Raw genomic sequence first — 17,296 nt, 5'->3', positions numbered from 1 at the left:
ATTTACGGGTTCGATCCTAGAGCGACCGTTTGAAAAAGGATGTGGCGGCTGGCGCCACACCCCACAGCTTACTCGGCAGAACCGTCCGTGTCGGACGCAGGAGCCGCGTCGCCACTGGTCAGATCCTCAGCGCCTTCGATCAGCGCCTCAACCTCATCTTCACCTTCCGGCTCGTTGATGCGCTCGACGGAGACAACCTTCTCATCCTTGGCGGTTGAGAAGATGGTGACGCCCTTGGTCGCGCGGCTGGCGATACGGATACCGTTGACGGGCACGCGGATCAGCTGACCACCATCGGATACCAGCATGATCTGGTCGGTATCCTCGACGGGGAAGGCCGCAACGAGTGCGCCGATTTCCGTGGTCTTCGACGTATCGGTGGCGCGGATACCCTTGCCCCCACGTCCCGAGGTGCGGAAATCGTAGGATGACGAACGCTTGCCGTAACCCTTCTCGGAGACAGTCAGAACGAACTGCTCGCGGCTCTTGAGTTCCTGATAGCGGGCTTCGCTCAGTTCGCCCTCTTCCGTTACTTCTTCGCCCACAAGTGCGATGTCTTCTTCATCGACACCGGCGGCACGGCGCTCTGCTGCGGACCGCTTGAGATAGGCTGCGCGCTCCCAAGGCTCGGCATCACTGCTGCCGACAATGGTCATCGAAATGATCCGGTCGCCCTCACCCATATTGATGCCACGCACGCCGACGGAGTTGCGGCCTGCAAAGACGCGCACGTCATCGACCGGGAAGCGGATGCACTGGCCAAGCGCCGTCGTCAGCAGCACGTCGTCACGGTCGGTACAGGTCTCGACGGAGAGGATTTCGTCGCCCTCCTCGTCCAGCTTCATCGCGATCTTGCCGTTGCGGTTGACCTGAACGAAGTCGGAAAGCTTGTTGCGACGAACCGTTCCACGTGTGGTGGAGAACATCACGTCGAGCTTTTCCCACGTCGTCTCGTCTTCGGGCAGCGGCATGATCGTGGTGATGCGCTCACCGGCTTCCAGCGGCAGCATGTTGATCAGCGCCTTGCCCTTGGACTGCGGCGTGCCGATCGGCAGACGCCAGACCTTCTCCTTGTAGACGATGCCACGTGAGGAGAAGAACAGGACCGGCGTGTGGGTATTGGCAACGAAGAGACGATTGACGAAGTCCTCGTCACGCGTTGCCATGCCAGAGCGCCCCTTGCCGCCGCGACGCTGCGCCTTGTAGGTCGTCAGCGGCACGCGCTTGATGTAGCCGAGATGCGACACGGTCACGACCATGTCTTCACGGGCGATGAGGTCTTCATCATCCATGTCCGGGCCGCCCTCGATGATCTCCGAGCGGCGCGGCGTGCCGAATTCCTCACGGATGGCAGCAAGCTCGTCCTTGACGATCTGCTGGATGCGGATGCGCGAGGACAGGATATCGAGATATTCGCTGATCTCGGCACCGATCTTGTTCAGCTCGTCACCGATTTCATCGCGTCCGAGAGCAGTCAGGCGTGCCAGACGCAGTTCCAGGATGGCGCGGGCCTGCTCTTCCGACAGATTATAAGTGCCGTCCTCGTTGATGCGGTGACGCGGATCGTCGATCAGCAGGATCAGGCTTTCCACTTCGGTCGCAGGCCAACGACGCGTCATCAGCTCTTCACGGGCAGAGGCCGGGTCCGGCGCCTGACGGATAACGCGAATGACTTCATCGATGTTGGCGACGGCGATGGCGAGACCCACCAACACATGCGCACGATCGCGCGCCTTGCGAAGCAGGTACTTGGTGCGGCGGCTGACGACATCTTCACGGAAGGAGACGAAGGCGCGCAGCATGTCGAGCAGCGTCATTTGCTCCGGCTTACCACCGTTCAGCGCCACCATGTTGCAGCCAAAGGAGGTCTGCAGCGGCGTATAGCGATAAAGCTGGTTGAGGATCACTTCCGCATTGGCATCCCGCTTCAGCTCAACGACGACGCGATAGCCCTGGCGGTCGGATTCGTCGCGCAGGTCGGAAATGCCTTCGATGCGCTTTTCCTTGACGAGCTCAGCCATCTTCTCGATCATCGAGGCCTTGTTCACCTGGAAGGGAACTTCGGTGATGATGATCTGCTCGCGGTCGCCACGCATCGGCTCGATGGTGGCGCGTCCGCGCATGATGACGGAGCCACGACCGGTCTCATAGGCCGAGCGGATACCGGAGCGGCCCATGATAAACGCGCCGGTTGGGAAGTCCGGGCCTGGAATGATCTGCATCAGTTCCGGCAGCTCGATTTCCGGCCTGTCGATCAGCGCGATGCAGCCCTCGATCACCTCGGAAAGGTTATGTGGTGGGATGTTCGTCGCCATGCCGACAGCAATGCCGCCTGCCCCGTTGACCAGAAGGTTCGGGAACTTCGCAGGCACCACGACTGGCTCATGCAAGGTGCCGTCATAGTTCTCGCGGAAATCGACGGTTTCCTTGTCCAGATCGTCGAGCAGGGAATGCGCGGCCTTCTGCAGGCGGCATTCGGTGTAGCGTTCGGCTGCCGGCGGATCGCCATCGATCGAGCCGAAGTTACCCTGACCGTCGATCAGCGGCAGGCGCAAAGACCAATCCTGCGCCATACGGGCCAAGGCATCATAAATCGCAGCGTTACCGTGCGGATGGTATTTACCCATCACGTCACCGGTGACACGGGCGCATTTGACGTATTTTTTATTCCAGTCGATGCCGAGTTCGGACATGCCATAAAGAATACGGCGATGAACTGGCTTCAACCCGTCACGGACATCCGGCAGCGCTCGCGAAACGATAACGCTCATGGCGTAATCGAGATACGACCGCTGCATTTCCTCCATGATGGAAATTGGTTCAATGCCTGGCGGAAGCTTTCCGCCGCCTGGGGGGCTCTGGTCAGTCAAAACGGATCACATTCTCTGTTAAGAATCGGATGGATTTTTATAGCGGAAACGGCGTCCGCACGCCAATTTCTGCGCCGGTTTTGAACAGTCTTTTACGTCATTTACAAGACGATACACAGTTTTCTGCAGGCGTCAGGGCAAAAGCCGGAGCACGGGGTTCCAATAGCGCTGCCTCTTGCCTAACATCATCGCAAAACAGGTCGCCAGATACCTGTGAACGCCACCAACGGGGGCGGCATAAGAACGGGGACGGTATGGCAAGCGCAGAAATCTTTATCAATGCCCTGACGACGATGCTCGTCACGCTCGACCCTCCTGGACTGGCGCCGGTCTTTCTGGCGCTGACCATCGGCATGACCCGCGCTCAGCGCGGACAGGTCGCCTTGCGCGGCTCGCTGATTGGTTTCGGCATTCTCGCCATGTTCGCGCTCTTCGGCGCGTCTATCCTCGAACTGCTCGGCATATCGCTTGGCGCGTTCCGAATATCCGGTGGCCTGCTACTTTTCTGGATTTCCTTCGAGATGATTTTCGAGAAGCGTCAGGAGCGCAAGGAGAAGACGTCCGAAGTCGCTGTCACCCAGGATCACATCCAGAACATTGCTGTGTTTCCATTGGCATTGCCTCTCATCGCCGGGCCAGGCGCGATTTCTGCGACTGTGCTGATCTCCGGCACGATGGAGACGGGCTTCGATAAAGCCCTCTTCATATTGCTGCTCGCCTTCAGCATGCTGATCGTCTTCGCAGCACTGCTTGCAGCCGATCGGCTGGACCGCTTCCTGGGCAATACCGGCCGCGCCATTCTCACACGCCTGCTTGGCGTGCTGCTCGCAGCGCTCTCCGTGCAGTTCGTGGTCGACGGAATAAAATCTGTCATGAACATGTGAGTCCTGAACACATCGACCCATGACAGGATTTTCATTCCCGCATAGAAGCCGCCTCTAAAGGACATCTGTATTTGGAAAGACTATGAAAAACCTGTTGCGGTTCGTCGTGCCAGAGGCAACGCCCGTCAGCTACAAGGAGCGCTTACGCGCAGCCGCAGGCGCATGGATCGGCATTCTGGTCACAGGCCTGATCGGATACATCGCCATCGGCGCGGGTCTGGCGCTGCCCGCCCTGATCGCGCCCATGGGCGCCTCCGCCGTCTTGCTCTTCGCCGTTCCCTCCAGCCCACTTGCGCAGCCCTGGTCGATCCTTGGCGGAAACACCGTTGCCGCAGTCATCGGCGTCACCATCGGCCTTCTCGTGCCACAGCCTTTCCTTGCCGCCGCTTTGGCAATTGCCGTTTCCATCGGTGCGATGATCACCCTGCGATGCCTCCACCCGCCGAGCGGGGCCGTCGCGCTCACCGCCGTTCTGGGTGGTCCAGCGATCCACGACCTCGGCTATGGGTTCATTGTCTGGCCAGTGCTGGGCAATTCGGTGGCGCTCCTGGCGCTTGCGGTGCTCTATAACAATTTCACTGGGCGGCCCTACCCCCATGCCATCCGTCCGCAAGCGGCAGGTCATGGAACAAAGGATCCAGCGCCCGTCGATCGGATTGGCTTTTCCTCTGCGGACCTGGATGACGTGCTGAAGGAATTTGACCAGGTTCTCGACATCGACCGTGACGATCTCGAAACGATTCTGCGCCGCACTGAACTTCGCTCCTATCGTCGGCGCGCCACCCATCTCAACTGCGCCCATATCATGTCGCGCGACGTCATCGGTGTAGCGCCGGACGATTCGCTGAAGAACGCCTATAGCCTGATGCGCAACCATCATATCAAAGCGTTGCCGGTGACGAATGATGTGGCGGAAGTCGTGGGCATCGTCACGCAGACGGACTTTCTCGACAAGGCCACTTGGACCCATGGCCATCCGCGCATCGGCTTCCTCCAAAGGCTGCGTCTGATTGCAACAGGCAAACAGGCACCCAACGATACGGTCAAAGATATCATGACGTCCCCGGTGCAGACGATCTTGCCGACGACGGCAATCGAGGATGCCATCATCATCTTCGCCGAGCAGGGTCTGCACTACTTACCGGTCGTAGATGCCAATCAGAAGCTGACGGGGATTATTTCGCAATCAGATGTGCTGGTGGGAATGCTGGCCGACAAGGTAGCGTCGAACAGTGATACCGGTGCCCCTGACACAATTCGTTGAAAGGGTCAGCTGCTGGTACCCGTCTTGCGGCACGGCCAGTTCCAGTCGCGGCTCTCACCAATATCCATATGAACCGATTCCGTATGGCAATAGGTGCCGACGCCGCCTCTTCCGGGCAGAGATCGCAGATAGTCTGCAAGATCCCACTTGGATACGCCCTTGATCTGTATGTCCACGGCCTCGCAGGTGAAATGCTTGGAGCCATGCGTCACGCCCTTGGGCGGGCGGTAGCCGGAGGTGATGATTGCCGGCTTGCGATAATGGGATTCAAGCTCCTTGATGCGATGTACCAACTCGGGCTTCAGGCAGCCTACGTTCACCTGGTTCGTCTGCAAGACGAGCCCATTGGGCGCGATGCGCGTCAATCCCGGCATGGATACAAGTTTCATCAAGCCCGTCGGTTTATCGTCCTCGTCGTCCAGATGACTTTCATCAAAAGACGGCGCCGCCTTTCCGAGGGAGGCCACAGCGGGTTGTGCCATGCCACCCAGAGCCGCTGCAGCATCCTGTCCGCTCGCCCCACGTTTTTTGGGAACGCCGGCAAACAAGGCTGCGGCCATCGGGATGTTTTGCGGGCCCTGCGACGGCTCTTCGTTGGTTGATGACTTGCCACTTGCAAGCGCGTTTGTGGGCGCAGGACTGTAAGCTCCTGGCACCGCGTTGGACGATTGATCTTGGGAGGGCTGCGGCACGGGTTCCGCAGGCGCGTGGCCTTGCGTAGAATAGACACTCTTCAACGCGGGCACGATCCGCCGCGTGGGAGCATATGCCGGGACACTGTCCATATCCGCTTGGCCCGTTGACGTCGTGCCGCTGGAGAAAATGCTGTGAGATCCGGCGGCAACCCCGGTCGCCTGCATGGCGTAGCCGCCATTCGGTTGGTCCGCACCGTTCCCGGCTGCCGTCACTTGCGGGGCCTGTGGCGCCCCGCTTGGCATGGTGTTGGCTGCCGACTTGCCGTTAGCCGCCGACACCATTCTCGGATCGACATAGCCCGGCTGAGCGGGTTGCACGCCATTAGGCGCCGCGGCCTGGGTTTTAGCCCCATCGGCGCCCTCCCCATCCGCGAGCGCTGCGGGATCGAGAACGGCTGCCACATCCTTGCCCTCGGGCTTTGCTGAAACGCAGCCAGAAAGCATCAGAAGCGCAAAAACGATTGATGACGCGGCCGCTGCTGCGTCGCGCGATCGTCGTCGCTGCTGACCCATCTCCATCTTCAAAAGAAAAAACCTCCGCGTCTTGCGCCTCGACTGCACCAGAAACCGTGAGTTCGAGCAAAGCACAGCGCCGAGCCCGAAGCATGAGCGGCTCATAGGACGATCAAGACGAAGCGCGGAGAATGCGCATAAGCCTCAGGCCTTACCAGGAGCCGGTATTTTCCATAGATATCCACGGCTCGGCTGGTGCCAGGCTTGCGCCCTTCTGCAATATCTCGATGGAGATGCCATCGGGCGAGCGAACGAACGCCATACGCCCGTCACGCGGCGGACGGTTGATGGTCACGCCAGCGGCCTGCAGCTTGGCGCAGATCTCGTAGATATCGTCCACCTCATAAGCCAGATGGCCGAAGTTGCGTCCGCCCGTGTAATCTTCGGTATCCCAGTTATAGGTCAGCTCAAGAGCAGGCGCCTTGTTTTCCGTCGCCGCCTTGACGTCGTCGCGCGCAGCGAGGAACACGAGCGTAAACCGCCCCTTCTCGTTTTCGATGCGGCGAATCTCCTGCAAGCCGAAGATATCAGAGTAGAATTCGAGCGACGCCTTCAGGTCTTTGACCCGAACCATGGTGTGCAGATAACGCATTATGTATTCCTCTCATGTGTAGCATTCGGCTTGAGCGCAGACACTAAAGCCTTTGGCTCGAAGACGGAAACGTTTTAGACGATGCCAGTCAGCCTTGAGCAAGCCCTGATCATTAAAAACCGGTCTGGAAACTGAAAACTAAGACTTGCGTACAACCGTTACTGCAATGTTAATCTCTTAGTAGGGAATCAGTTGACCGGTAGTGGTGCGTATTGAGGGGCTGGGCAAAATGGCTGATAGAATGTCGTCGAAGAGCATCGCCGAATTCGAAGATTTTTCTGGCGATGCCGTTGACCTGATCGAGATCACCGGCATCGTTAAATGGTTCGACGTGGCAAAAGGTTTCGGTTTCATTGTGCCGGATAACGGCATGCAGGACGTTCTTCTGCACGTCTCCTGCCTGCGCCGCGACGGCTACCAGACCATCCTGGAAGGCACGCGGATCGTTGCACTCATCCAGCGTCGCGACCGGGGCTATCAGGCCTTCCGCATTCTGTCGATGGATCAGTCGACAGCCGTTCATCCTTCGCAGATGCCGCCGGTGCGTACCCATGTTCAGGTAACGCCTCACAGTGGCTTGGAGCGCGCCATCGTCAAGTGGTTCAACCGCACCAAGGGCTTCGGCTTCCTGACGCGCGGCGAAGGCACGGAAGACATCTTCATTCACATGGAAACGCTGCGCCGCTTCGGCCTTGCGGAACTCCGCCCGGGTCAGGTCGTTCTGGTTCGCTACGGTGATGGCGACAAGGGCCTGATGGCCGCTGAGGTGCATCCCGACAATCCAGCCAGAATTGGAATGGCGCACTGATGAACCGTATTGACATTCGTACCATCGCAAGCGCCTTCGTGGCGCTTCTCTTTTTTGTGGCGTCTTACGCAGGCGCTGTGGCCCAGGAGACGTTTCCCAGCGAGAAGCTCGAAATCGTTAGCACCTCGGGCAAAACACACGCATTCACTGTGGAAGTGGCAAGCAGCGACGGTCAACGCCAGCAGGGTCTGATGTTTCGCAAATCCATGGGCGACGACCGAGGGATGCTGTTCGATTTTAAAGAGGACAGAGATGTGATGATGTGGATGAAGAATACCTTCATCCCTCTCGATATGCTCTTCATTTCCAAGGCTGGAAAAATCACGCACATCCACCCGAATGCGGTGCCTCATTCTGAAGACATCATCAGTTCAAACGGAGAGGTACGCTACGTCCTGGAACTGAATGGCGGCACTGCGAAAAAGCTGGGATTGGCCGTCGGCGACACGGTGAAGGCAGCGCAGATAAAATAGATCCCTCGGATCATCGCGCTGAGCGTTGTTACTCACAGTAGACAAGCTAAATTGGCCGAGAACATGCAATCAGCCGGCGTGAGCAGACATCGGCAGGATCAAGCCGGGCGCTTGAGGCCCGGCTCTTGATTCTCAGTAGACTGGCTCTACATGGCTAAGAATACGGCAGTTCGAAATTGACGACGCCAGACTGATTGCTGTTTCGATCGCCTCGACGGAATCAGCAGTCCCCTGCAAATAGATCACGTCGTTTTCAGCCGTTGCTGAGATGTTGGATTTCTCGAGGCCCGATTCGAAGGCCAGAGCAGATGTAATGGCCTGGCAAACGCCAGCCATGCGGTCGCCGAAAAAGCTTTCCTGAATTCCAGACAGATTGAACATAATCGGGCCTCCTTCATTTAGAGCAGTGTTAACGCGCGAACAGATTGTTTGTTCATCTCCGGTTCATGTGTTTGTTCATTTTCCATTCATCTTACAGAAAAGATACCCCTAATGTGTTCACTTTTTTCGTGATCAGGAACCGAAGCGTGAGGCTGGGGTTATTCGTGCGCGGTGAGAAAGGAGAATGCGATGCTTATTCACAACTCAGAACCTTGCCATCACGCACAGTGGTGCAAGCCTGTCGCAGTCCATCTACCCATGTGCCCGGCCGTGGAAATATATAGCCCGCTCGTGGCGCTGGAGATGCTCACATATCGCTGGCCCGAGGAGCACGGTCCGGAATACGAAGCAGCCAAAAAACAATGCCTGGACGCGGTCGCAGGACGTTGCGACCTGGAAGCGGCCAGAGAAGCCTTTATGCTCGCGAGCAGCCACGCGCATGTCTTGACCGTTCACTAAAGAATGGCAGGCAGACATCCAATTTGAGGGAGCGCCTTAAACGCTCCCTTTTTAGTTTGGCACTTGCGTCTCAACGCCCAACGACAGACGCTCGCGGCCATGGCCATTGGCTTCCATTCGATCAAGGAGCCAACGAGCAAACGGGCAGATCAGTGCGAAGGCGAGCGCTCCGCCGAAAACATCACACAGGTGGTGACCGCCTTGGATCAGCACAGCCGGAATCATAATCAGATTGACGGTAATGGAAACCGCTATCAGGAAGCGATAACGGGGAACGAACCACACCGACATGGCCGCCATGAAAATGTGAAACGATGGAAATCCGATCAAGCCGAGGGCGGAGGCTGGACTGAGATAAGTTGGGCCTTCACCGCCGAGTTGGATCAACTCCTTGCCGTAGTCGGGCGTAACGGCGAGAGGAATAGCCTCAAGAACCCATCTGGGTAAATCTTGATAGGCACTTGGACCGAAAGTCGGAAAAAATATCCAGAACATGATGGCTGTGAGAGCGCCGAGCACGCCCGTCAGCAGGAAGTGGTGGAGCCGTCGATAGTCTCCCTGGAAGCCCAGGATGATGATCGTCAGCAAAAGCTGCGGGAGAGACGTCGCGTATACGATGAAGAGGACCGTCCCGATGAACGGGAAGTGCGCCACCAGTTCTACAGCTCTGCGCCATTCATATCCAAACACGCTGTCGATATGAATTAGAGCATGGTCGATCGTTGGATATTGGATCGGCAGAAACATGTAATTGAAAACGGAGCCGCAGATGGAAAACAGGATGAACAAACCTGCCGAGATCAATGCGGCAGCCATCCTCTCCTCTCGCTTCCTCCATCGATAGATTTGGCCAAGACAGAGCAGTCCACCGCCAATTGCCAGTGACAGGCAGTAGCCGGCAATATCGACGCCGATGCCTTTCACCGCAACTAAAACGAGATCGACGGCAAACAGCGCGCATATGATGAAGAAGACAAAGCGTTCTGCCCTTAAGAAATACAAGCGAAAGATCCTTGCTGGAGATACCGAGCAAGATATTAGGGCGGCAGACTTAATATCCTCTATAGGCCAAGGATGAGGAGACCGCTTGCCAGGACAGCGATCGGAACAATCACCCCGACAATGACGCGTTGACCGCTTGCCAGAAACGCAATGAAACCGATGACAGCAGCACCGATTCTAAGCTCCATTGGCGAGTGCGACAGTGCCCCCGTCGGGAAGACGATCAGTTTCGCTGTCACTGCCATCACCAGCGCTGTGGCAACTGCCCTCACCCAATGCAATGCCTCCGATTCTTCCTTCAGCTTGTTTCCTGCCACAACACCCAGCCATCGCCAGATATCGGTAGCGATCCAGCCAGCAAGCGCGATGAAAAGATAAGGTGCCCACCAGGCATCGGTCATGGCTCGCCCTCCGTCGACGATGGGACAATTTTGCGACGAAACCAGAAGCGGTCGATCAAATAGGCGAGTGTTCCTCCACCGATCCCGGCATAGAGAATATCGAACTCGGGCTCAATCAAGGCGAACAAGGGTCCGCCGATCACACCGATGATGAAGGCCACCTTGACGACCGAGTGTCGCGCAGAGGCCCATATGGAAGAGATGAAGTAAACCGGCGTCAGGAAGAACAGGACGCCAGCGACAAGCGGAGGAAAGGCGGCAACCACGCCGTAGCAGATTGCGACGATTGCTGTATTGATAAGCGTGAGAGTGATGCCGAAACCCGCAAACCATGCGACACGCGCTTCGCGAGGCACTTTCGTCAGGTTCTGGGTTGCGTAGACCCAGGCCGTTATCGCTACAAAGTGGGAGAGAAACAGCAGCAGCCATGTGGGGGTCTTCGCTGTCCGCATATCCGGCACGATAGATGCCACCATCGGCATCATTCGGATCGATGACAATGTCACCGCCAGAAAACAGGCGGCCATCCCTGCCCCGCTCACCATGGAGCCGATTAATATCATCTTGGCCGGCAAGGCCCAGATGGTCAGCGTCATGAACACGGCCTCGCCGCGCGTGACGCCGGATTCCAAAGCAAAGGCACTGAACCCGACAAAGGATGTCATGAGAATGAGAGAAGGAAGCGAGAATATTCCCATCATTCCCCTGGCAAACCAGAGAGGAAGAGAATGGGTGTCACCATGTGCAGACATCGGTCGTTCCGGAAGAATAGACAAATCGCTGGGGCCTGACCGAAGTACCAGACGCTTCGGCACAAGCCGACGCTTGTCTAGCACGCTTTTCGAAATCTGCGCGTCTAAAATGACGCAAAGCGATACCGCGCAAAAGCGTGCAGCCGCTTTATGATCACGACACGCTTAGAGCACCGGCCCAAAAGTCAAATCGATACATCCTCGCAATCAAGCGCTTGGACACGCAGAGGTGGACAAAAGAAAAGGCGGCGAAGAGTGATCTCCGCCGCCATGTATCCAGGTGTCCCAGCGAACACCTTTTACTTTTTCTTCGGGACCTTCGGAACGGTGTTGCCCTTGCGACGTGGCTTGGCGTCCTCGTCCTTTTTATCGGTCTCTGCCACCAAAACCTCAGCCTGTTCTTCAGCCTTTGAAGTCTTGGCTTTCGATTTGCCAGGAGACTTCGCGGCCTTCAGTTCGGCCTCCGGCTTTGGCTTGACGGGCGCCGTCTCAGGCAACACGTCGAGCTTGAGGCCATCCGTGCCGTCTTCCTTCTTGTCGAGGCTGACGCTGACAACGCCACCCTTCTTCAGCTTGCCGAAGAGGATTTCGTTCGCCAGTGGCTTCTTGATGTGTTCCTGAATGACACGACCAAGCGGACGCGCACCCATCTTTTCATCATAGCCCTTCTCAGCCAGCCAAGCGACCGCATCGTCGTGCAGATCGAAGGTCACGTTACGCTCGGATAGCTGTGTCTCAAGCTGCATGACGAACTTCTGAACCACCTTGTGGATGACCGCAGTCGGCAGTGGCGAGAACGGAATGATCGCATCCAGACGGTTGCGGAATTCCGGAGTGAACAGGCGGTTCAATGCCTCTTCATCCTCGCCCGAGCGCTTGGACGATCCAAAGCCAATCGCAGACTTCGCCATTTCAGAAGCGCCCGCATTGGTCGTCATAATCAAAATGACGTTGCGGAAGTCAATCTTCTTGCCGTTATGGTCGGTCAGCGAACCATGGTCCATGACCTGCAACAGAATGTTGTAGATGTCCGGATGGGCCTTTTCGATTTCATCCAGCAGAACCACGGAATGCGGATGCTGATCGACACCGTCTGTCAGAAGACCGCCCTGGTCGAAACCGACATAGCCGGGAGGTGCACCGAGCAGGCGCGAGACCGTATGACGCTCCATATACTCGGACATATCGAAGCGCAGCATTTCCACGCCGAGAGACGACGCAAGCTGCTTGGCGACCTCGGTCTTGCCGACGCCGGTTGGACCGGAGAAGACATAAGAACCGATGGGCTTGTTGGGTTCGCGAAGACCCGCACGCGCCAGTTTGATGGCCGTGGAGAGCGCTTCGATTGCCGTGTCCTGTCCGTAGACCACAGAGCGCAGTTCCTGCTCGAGATTGGCAAGAACCATCTCGTCGTCCTTCGAGACCGTTTTCGGCGGAATGCGTGCCATGGTCGCGATCGTGACTTCGATTTCCTTCTCAGTGATCAGTTTGCGGCGCTTCGATGCCGGAAGAAGCATCTGAGCAGCACCGGTCTCGTCGATCACGTCGATCGCCTTATCGGGAAGCTTGCGGTCGGAAATGTAGCGTGCCGAAAGTTCCACGGCAGCCTTGATGGCGTCGTTGGTGTAGCGAAGGTGATGATACTCTTCGAAATAGGGCTTGAGGCCCTTCATGATCTCGATAGCATCATCGATGGATGGCTCGTTTACGTCGATCTTCTGGAAGCGACGAACAAGCGCGCGGTCCTTCTCGAAGAACTGCCGGTATTCCTTATAGGTTGTCGATCCGATGCAACGGATGGCGCCGGAAGACAAAGCAGGCTTCAGAAGGTTGGACGCATCCATGGCGCCGCCGGACGTTGCTCCCGCGCCGATCACCGTGTGAATTTCGTCGATGAACAGCACGGCACCCGGATATTCTTCCAGTTCCTTGACGACCTGCTTCAGGCGTTCTTCAAAGTCACCGCGATAGCGCGTACCGGCCAGCAGCGTGCCCATGTCGAGCGAGAAGATCGTGTCGTTGATCAGCGCTTCGGGCACCTTGCCCTCAACGATGCGCTTTGCCAAACCTTCGGCAATCGCCGTCTTGCCGACGCCTGGATCGCCCACATAAAGCGGGTTGTTCTTCGAGCGGCGGCAAAGAACCTGAATGGTACGGTTGACCTCTTCATGACGACCGATCAGCGGATCGATACGACCGGTTCTGGCCTTGTCGTTAAGGTTGACGCAATAGGCTTTAAGCGCGTCCGGCTGCTTCTTGGCGCCAGCCGCATCCTCTTCAGCGCCACCATTGCGGGCAGCTTTGGGTTCATTGTCGCCTTCGTCAGCACCACGCGGCGTGCGGGTCTGGGAGGAGCCAGGACGTTTGCCGATACCATGAGAAATGTAGTTCACCGCGTCGTAACGCGTCATTTCCTGCTCCTGCAGGAAGTAGGCGGCATGGCTCTCGCGCTCGGCGAAGATCGCAACCAGCACGTTGGCACCGGTCACCTCTTCGCGGCCGGAAGACTGGACATGAATGACGGCGCGCTGAATGACGCGCTGAAAGCCGGAAGTTGGCTTGGAATCCTCGTCATATCCTGTCACGAGATTGGAAAGTTCGTTGTCGACATAGTCGATCACCGTCTTGCGCAACGTGTCGAGATCGACATTGCACGCGCCCATGACGGCCGCTGCATCAACGTCGTCGAGCAGAGCGAGAAGCAGATGTTCGAGCGTCGCATATTCGTGGTGACGCTCATTGGCAAAGGTCAGTGCCTGGTGCAGCGCCTTCTCGAGACTTGGGGAAAAAGTTGGCACGTTGCGATCCTCATTTCTTTTCCATGACGCACTGTAGCGGATGCTGGTGCTGTCGGGCGAAATCCATGACCTGGCTTACTTTTGTCTCTGCGACCTCATAAGTAAAGACCCCGCATTCACCGACACCATGCTGATGGACATGCAGCATGATGCGAGTGGCGGCGTCCCTGTCCTTCTGGAAAAAACGCTCCAGAATGTGAATGACGAACTCCATGGGAGTGTAATCGTCGTTCAGGAGAAGAACACGGTACAAATTCGGTCGTTTTGTCTTAGGCTTGGTGCGGGTGATAACAGACGTGCCGCGGTTCGTTCCGCCGTCCTCCCCTTCGCTGTCGCCTTGCATGTAGATCGACTTAACGATCATTTCTCATCATTCTCCAAAATCAAACTCGCAAGCAATGAAGGGTGCGAGCAAGAATTTCGCCTCTTCTTATTTAGGTCTGTCTCAGTCGATTTTAAGCCCCTCGCGCTGCACTGCAATCAATAATCTGTTGGCGTCCGGCGAAAAGTAGAAGGACGACAGAAGGCGTAGGGCTCAAAGCTGAGCCTTTCTCCCATGTTTCACGCTACAGCGGGGAAGTTGTGCGAAAGTTACGCGACCTTTTGTCGCCGCGCGGTCACAAGAAGATGGTTTAAGCCGCAGATTGAAGGCCGCAAGAGCGGCGCTTCAATCCTCACTATCGAGCATTTCGCGCACGGCAACAGCCAGTTGCTTCAGCGAAAATGGCTTGGGCAGGAAGCCGAATTTAGCCTCCGCCGGCAGGTTCTTGGCGAAAGCATCTTCGGCATAACCGGACACGAAGATGAATTTGAGATCGGGATAGGACTTGCGCAATTCACGCAGCAAGGACGGGCCGTCCATTTCAGGCATGACGACGTCGGAGACGACGATATCGACCTTTCCTTCCAGCTCTTCCATCACCTCCAGGGCTTCCGTGCCGGAGCCGGCTTCGTAGACAGTATAGCCGCGCGTTTCCAGCATGCGCTTGCCGCCGCGCCGCACCGCCTCTTCGTCTTCTACCAGCAGCACCACAGCAGACTTACCGGTCAGATCAAGCGGCTCGTCCTTGGCTTCAGGTTTGGCAGCAACGGCTGCTGCAGCCGTAGTCTGACCCTCTTCGCCAGGAACGACGGGCACAGGCTGTACCGGCTCGACGATATGGCGCGGCAACAGAATGCGGAACGCCGTTCCCTTGCCCACCTCCGATTCCGGATAGATGAAGCCACCGGACTGTTTGACGATGCCATAGACCATGGAAAGGCCAAGTCCCGTGCCCTTGCCCACCTCCTTGGTGGTGAAGAAGGGTTCGAAGATCTTGTCCATGATCTCCGGTGGAATGCCCGTACCGTTATCGGCGACTTCGACCATCACCATGTCTTCGGCCGGAAGCTCCGACTTGCCAAATGCCGCGACCTCGGCAGATGGCAAGTTGCGGGTCGTCACCTTGATCTTGCCGCCCTGCGGCATGGCATCGCGAGCGTTGACGCAGAGATTGATCATCACCTGCTCGAACTGGGACAGGTCGGTTTTCACCGGCCAGAGATCGCGGCCATAGTCCACTTCCAACTTGACGTTGGTGCCGGAAATCAGCCGGTCGACCAGCATGCGCAGATCGCCGATCACGTCGGTCAGATTAAGAACGGCAGGACGCATCGTCTGCTTGCGGGAGAACGCCAGCAACTGTCGCACAAGAACAGCGGCACGGTTCGCGTTGCGCTTGATTTCCATCAGGTCTGCAAAGCTTGCATCCGCCGGCCGCGCCTGCAGCAGCAGATGGTCTGACGACAGCAGAATAGCGGTGAGCACATTGTTGAAGTCATGCGCGATGCCGCCTGCAAGCGTGCCGACGGCATTCATCTTCTGCGTTTGCGCCATCTGGGTTTCGAGCGCCTTCTGCTCGGTCACCTCGATCGCATAGACGATCGCCACCTCTTCAGGTGCCTCGTCGTTCTGGTCGATGACGGCATTGACGTAGAAACGGAAGTGGCGCGTCTCGTCCTTCGGATGGCGAGAATCGAAAGGCGGAATATCGCCCTGGCGATCCTTGGCGGCGCTCATCGCCTGCGCGAGCTTGGCCTTCTCATTGTCGTGCAGCACGGTTTCGAACGCGACGGCGCTGTCGATGTCATCGCGGCTGACGACACCAGAAAACAGCTTCAGGAACGGCGCATTGGTGCGCAGGATGCGTCCCTCGCCATCCAGCGATGCGATCGCCATCGGCGTATTATTGAAGAAGCGGGTGAACCGCATTGCGGACGAGGATTCCGCGTTTTCCTGCCCCTTAGGACGCATGAGAACCAGCGTCCGCGTTTCACCGGGCGCACCGTCGCGCGCCACTGTTACCTGATGAACGAGGCGGGCCGGCATGCTCTGGCCGTTGACCCGGCGCATGTCGAGATCGAGCATTTCCGTTCGGTTGCTGCCCGCCTGCGGCTGAACCGATTCAATCAGCGCCATACCCTCGCCTGCGACAATATCGGAAACATTCAGGGAGCCCGGAGAAAACTGCGCGAGATCGATGCCCAGCCATTCCGACAGTGTGGCGTTGAGATAAACGATATCGCCCTTGCGTCCTGCGGCAAAGAAGCCGGCAGGGGCGTGGTCCAGATAATCGATAGCGTTCTGCAATTCGCGGAAGAAACGCTCCTGGTCCTCGCGCTCGGCGGTAATGTCGGCGATCTGGAAGACGTGCAGATCCTGCCCGTTCACCTCCTTCAGCAAACGTGCCTTAAGTCTGAACCAGCGTGGACCGGGCTGAGTGACGGCCGACTGGCTCAGAGGTTTGAGAAGACGAAACTCCTCGTAACCGTCCCGTCCTTCGCGCAGTCCGTTGATCAGGCGATAGAGTGCCTCGGTCGATTCCCGGTCTCGCGACAGAAGCTGTTCGAGGCTTTGGATCTCAGTCGCACGGGTCGCGCCGGTCATCTGGCAATAGGTAGCGTTGGCATAAACCAGCCGCCCCTTGGTGTCGGTGATCAACGTCCCTTCAGGATGGGACGAGAGAAACCGCCGTGCCATCCCGTCGGATTGAGACTGCGGCATGACCTCGATGAAACCGATCACGGACGAGACGAGGAAGAAAATCCCAAGCATGGCGAGAACGCCGAGGATCCCGAGCACGATCTCGTTTTCAAGAGAGTCCTTGAAGTACACGAAAGCAATGGCAGCGGCGACGAGCACAAGCGCCAGCAATAGAATACGAAGCACGGTGGCGGAGCGCCCACGCCTGTCCACCAAGGGGAAGTCGTTATCAGTGGATTGACGCACCTTGGTCATCGAGGTTTTACCCTTGCAGTTCTGCTAGTGGAATGACTTTGACATTTGATACCCGCATGCGGAGATCTCGAGAATCAAATGTCAAATTCGTAAATTCCACTAGAAACAAAAACTTACTAGTGGTCTT

15 protein-coding genes are annotated in these 17,296 nt (G+C 57.3%); 5 read left to right on the top strand and 10 right to left on the bottom strand.

Features of this window, described 5'->3' with window-relative positions; all coding sequences use genetic code 11:
* Positions 1–68: 68 nt before the first annotated feature.
* A complete protein-coding gene (gene gyrA, locus AC07U5_RS07620; RefSeq protein WP_111850733.1) occupies positions 69–2,870 on the bottom strand; it encodes a DNA gyrase subunit A in 2,802 nt (933 codons plus the stop codon).
* Positions 2,871–3,124: 254 nt separating this feature from the next.
* Here gyrA and AC07U5_RS07615 point away from each other — a divergent pair, with 254 nt between their 5' ends.
* Both AC07U5_RS07615 and AC07U5_RS07610 read left to right on the top strand, forming a co-directional pair.
* The gene (locus tag AC07U5_RS07615) at positions 3,125–3,754 is read left to right on the top strand and encodes a MarC family protein (RefSeq protein ID WP_062437434.1); all 630 of its coding nucleotides are present in this window, start codon (positions 3,125–3,127) and stop codon (positions 3,752–3,754) included.
* Between the two features lie 82 nt (positions 3,755–3,836).
* Positions 3,837–5,018 (top strand): HPP family protein, encoded by a 1,182-nt coding sequence (locus tag AC07U5_RS07610; protein ID WP_494722669.1) that lies wholly within the window; start codon positions 3,837–3,839, stop codon positions 5,016–5,018.
* 5 nt (positions 5,019–5,023) lie between these two features.
* On the opposite strand, the gene AC07U5_RS07605 is transcribed toward AC07U5_RS07610, so the two are convergent.
* Together AC07U5_RS07605 and gloA are read right to left on the bottom strand one after the other, a co-directional pair.
* Positions 5,024–6,232 carry a YcbK family protein gene (locus tag AC07U5_RS07605; RefSeq protein ID WP_494723272.1) on the bottom strand — a complete coding sequence of 403 codons (1,209 nt, stop codon included), beginning with the start codon at positions 6,230–6,232 and terminating at the stop codon, positions 5,024–5,026.
* 145 nt (positions 6,233–6,377) lie between these two features.
* Complete coding sequence (gene gloA, locus AC07U5_RS07600; protein ID WP_494722668.1) at positions 6,378–6,818, bottom strand: lactoylglutathione lyase; 441 nt, start codon at positions 6,816–6,818, stop codon at positions 6,378–6,380.
* A 229-nt stretch (positions 6,819–7,047) separates the two neighbouring features.
* On the opposite strand from gloA, the gene AC07U5_RS07595 reads away from it, so the two are divergent.
* Both AC07U5_RS07595 and AC07U5_RS07590 read left to right on the top strand, forming a co-directional pair.
* Positions 7,048–7,626: a cold-shock protein gene (locus tag AC07U5_RS07595; RefSeq protein ID WP_062427356.1), complete on the top strand. Its 579-nt coding sequence runs from the start codon at positions 7,048–7,050 to the stop codon at positions 7,624–7,626.
* Complete coding sequence (locus AC07U5_RS07590; protein ID WP_494722667.1) at positions 7,626–8,099, top strand: DUF192 domain-containing protein; 474 nt, start codon at positions 7,626–7,628, stop codon at positions 8,097–8,099. The genes AC07U5_RS07595 and AC07U5_RS07590 overlap by 1 nt, the downstream gene beginning before the upstream one ends.
* Before the next feature lie 132 nt (positions 8,100–8,231).
* On the opposite strand, the gene AC07U5_RS07585 is transcribed toward AC07U5_RS07590, so the two are convergent.
* Positions 8,232–8,480, bottom strand: coding sequence for a BON domain-containing protein (locus AC07U5_RS07585; RefSeq protein WP_062427358.1), 249 nt, complete (start codon positions 8,478–8,480; stop codon positions 8,232–8,234).
* Between the two features lie 189 nt (positions 8,481–8,669).
* On the opposite strand from AC07U5_RS07585, the gene AC07U5_RS07580 reads away from it, so the two are divergent.
* Complete coding sequence (locus AC07U5_RS07580) at positions 8,670–8,939, top strand: DUF982 domain-containing protein (protein WP_111850728.1); 270 nt, start codon at positions 8,670–8,672, stop codon at positions 8,937–8,939.
* 51 nt (positions 8,940–8,990) lie between these two features.
* Here AC07U5_RS07580 and AC07U5_RS07575 read toward each other — a convergent pair whose 3' ends face one another.
* The 6 genes from AC07U5_RS07575 to cckA all read right to left on the bottom strand — a co-directional run bounded on the left by AC07U5_RS07575 (position 8,991) and on the right by cckA (position 17,169).
* Entirely contained in the window at positions 8,991–9,941 is a 951-nt protein-coding gene (locus AC07U5_RS07575) for a phosphatase PAP2 family protein (protein WP_376784956.1), read from the bottom strand.
* A gap of 59 nt (positions 9,942–10,000) precedes the next feature.
* Positions 10,001–10,342: an AzlD domain-containing protein gene (locus AC07U5_RS07570; RefSeq protein WP_062598417.1), complete on the bottom strand. Its 342-nt coding sequence runs from the start codon at positions 10,340–10,342 to the stop codon at positions 10,001–10,003.
* Positions 10,339–11,094 (bottom strand): AzlC family ABC transporter permease, encoded by a 756-nt coding sequence (locus tag AC07U5_RS07565; protein WP_062427362.1) that lies wholly within the window; start codon positions 11,092–11,094, stop codon positions 10,339–10,341. The genes AC07U5_RS07570 and AC07U5_RS07565 overlap by 4 nt, the downstream gene beginning before the upstream one ends.
* A 299-nt stretch (positions 11,095–11,393) precedes the next feature.
* A complete protein-coding gene (clpA, locus tag AC07U5_RS07560) occupies positions 11,394–13,892 on the bottom strand; it encodes an ATP-dependent Clp protease ATP-binding subunit ClpA (protein ID WP_062427363.1) in 2,499 nt (832 codons plus the stop codon).
* A gap of 10 nt (positions 13,893–13,902) precedes the next feature.
* A complete protein-coding gene (gene clpS / locus AC07U5_RS07555; RefSeq protein WP_062427364.1) occupies positions 13,903–14,256 on the bottom strand; it encodes an ATP-dependent Clp protease adapter ClpS in 354 nt (117 codons plus the stop codon).
* A 303-nt stretch (positions 14,257–14,559) separates the two neighbouring features.
* Positions 14,560–17,169 carry a cell cycle histidine kinase CckA gene (cckA, locus tag AC07U5_RS07550; protein WP_494722666.1) on the bottom strand — a complete coding sequence of 870 codons (2,610 nt, stop codon included), beginning with the start codon at positions 17,167–17,169 and terminating at the stop codon, positions 14,560–14,562.
* Positions 17,170–17,296: the final 127 nt, after the last annotated feature.

Source organism: Agrobacterium sp. GW821-FHT02D03, from assembly GCF_059421725.1.
Note: the sequence above shows the minus strand (reverse complement) of the source record. Positions and strands in the feature narration are given on the sequence as shown.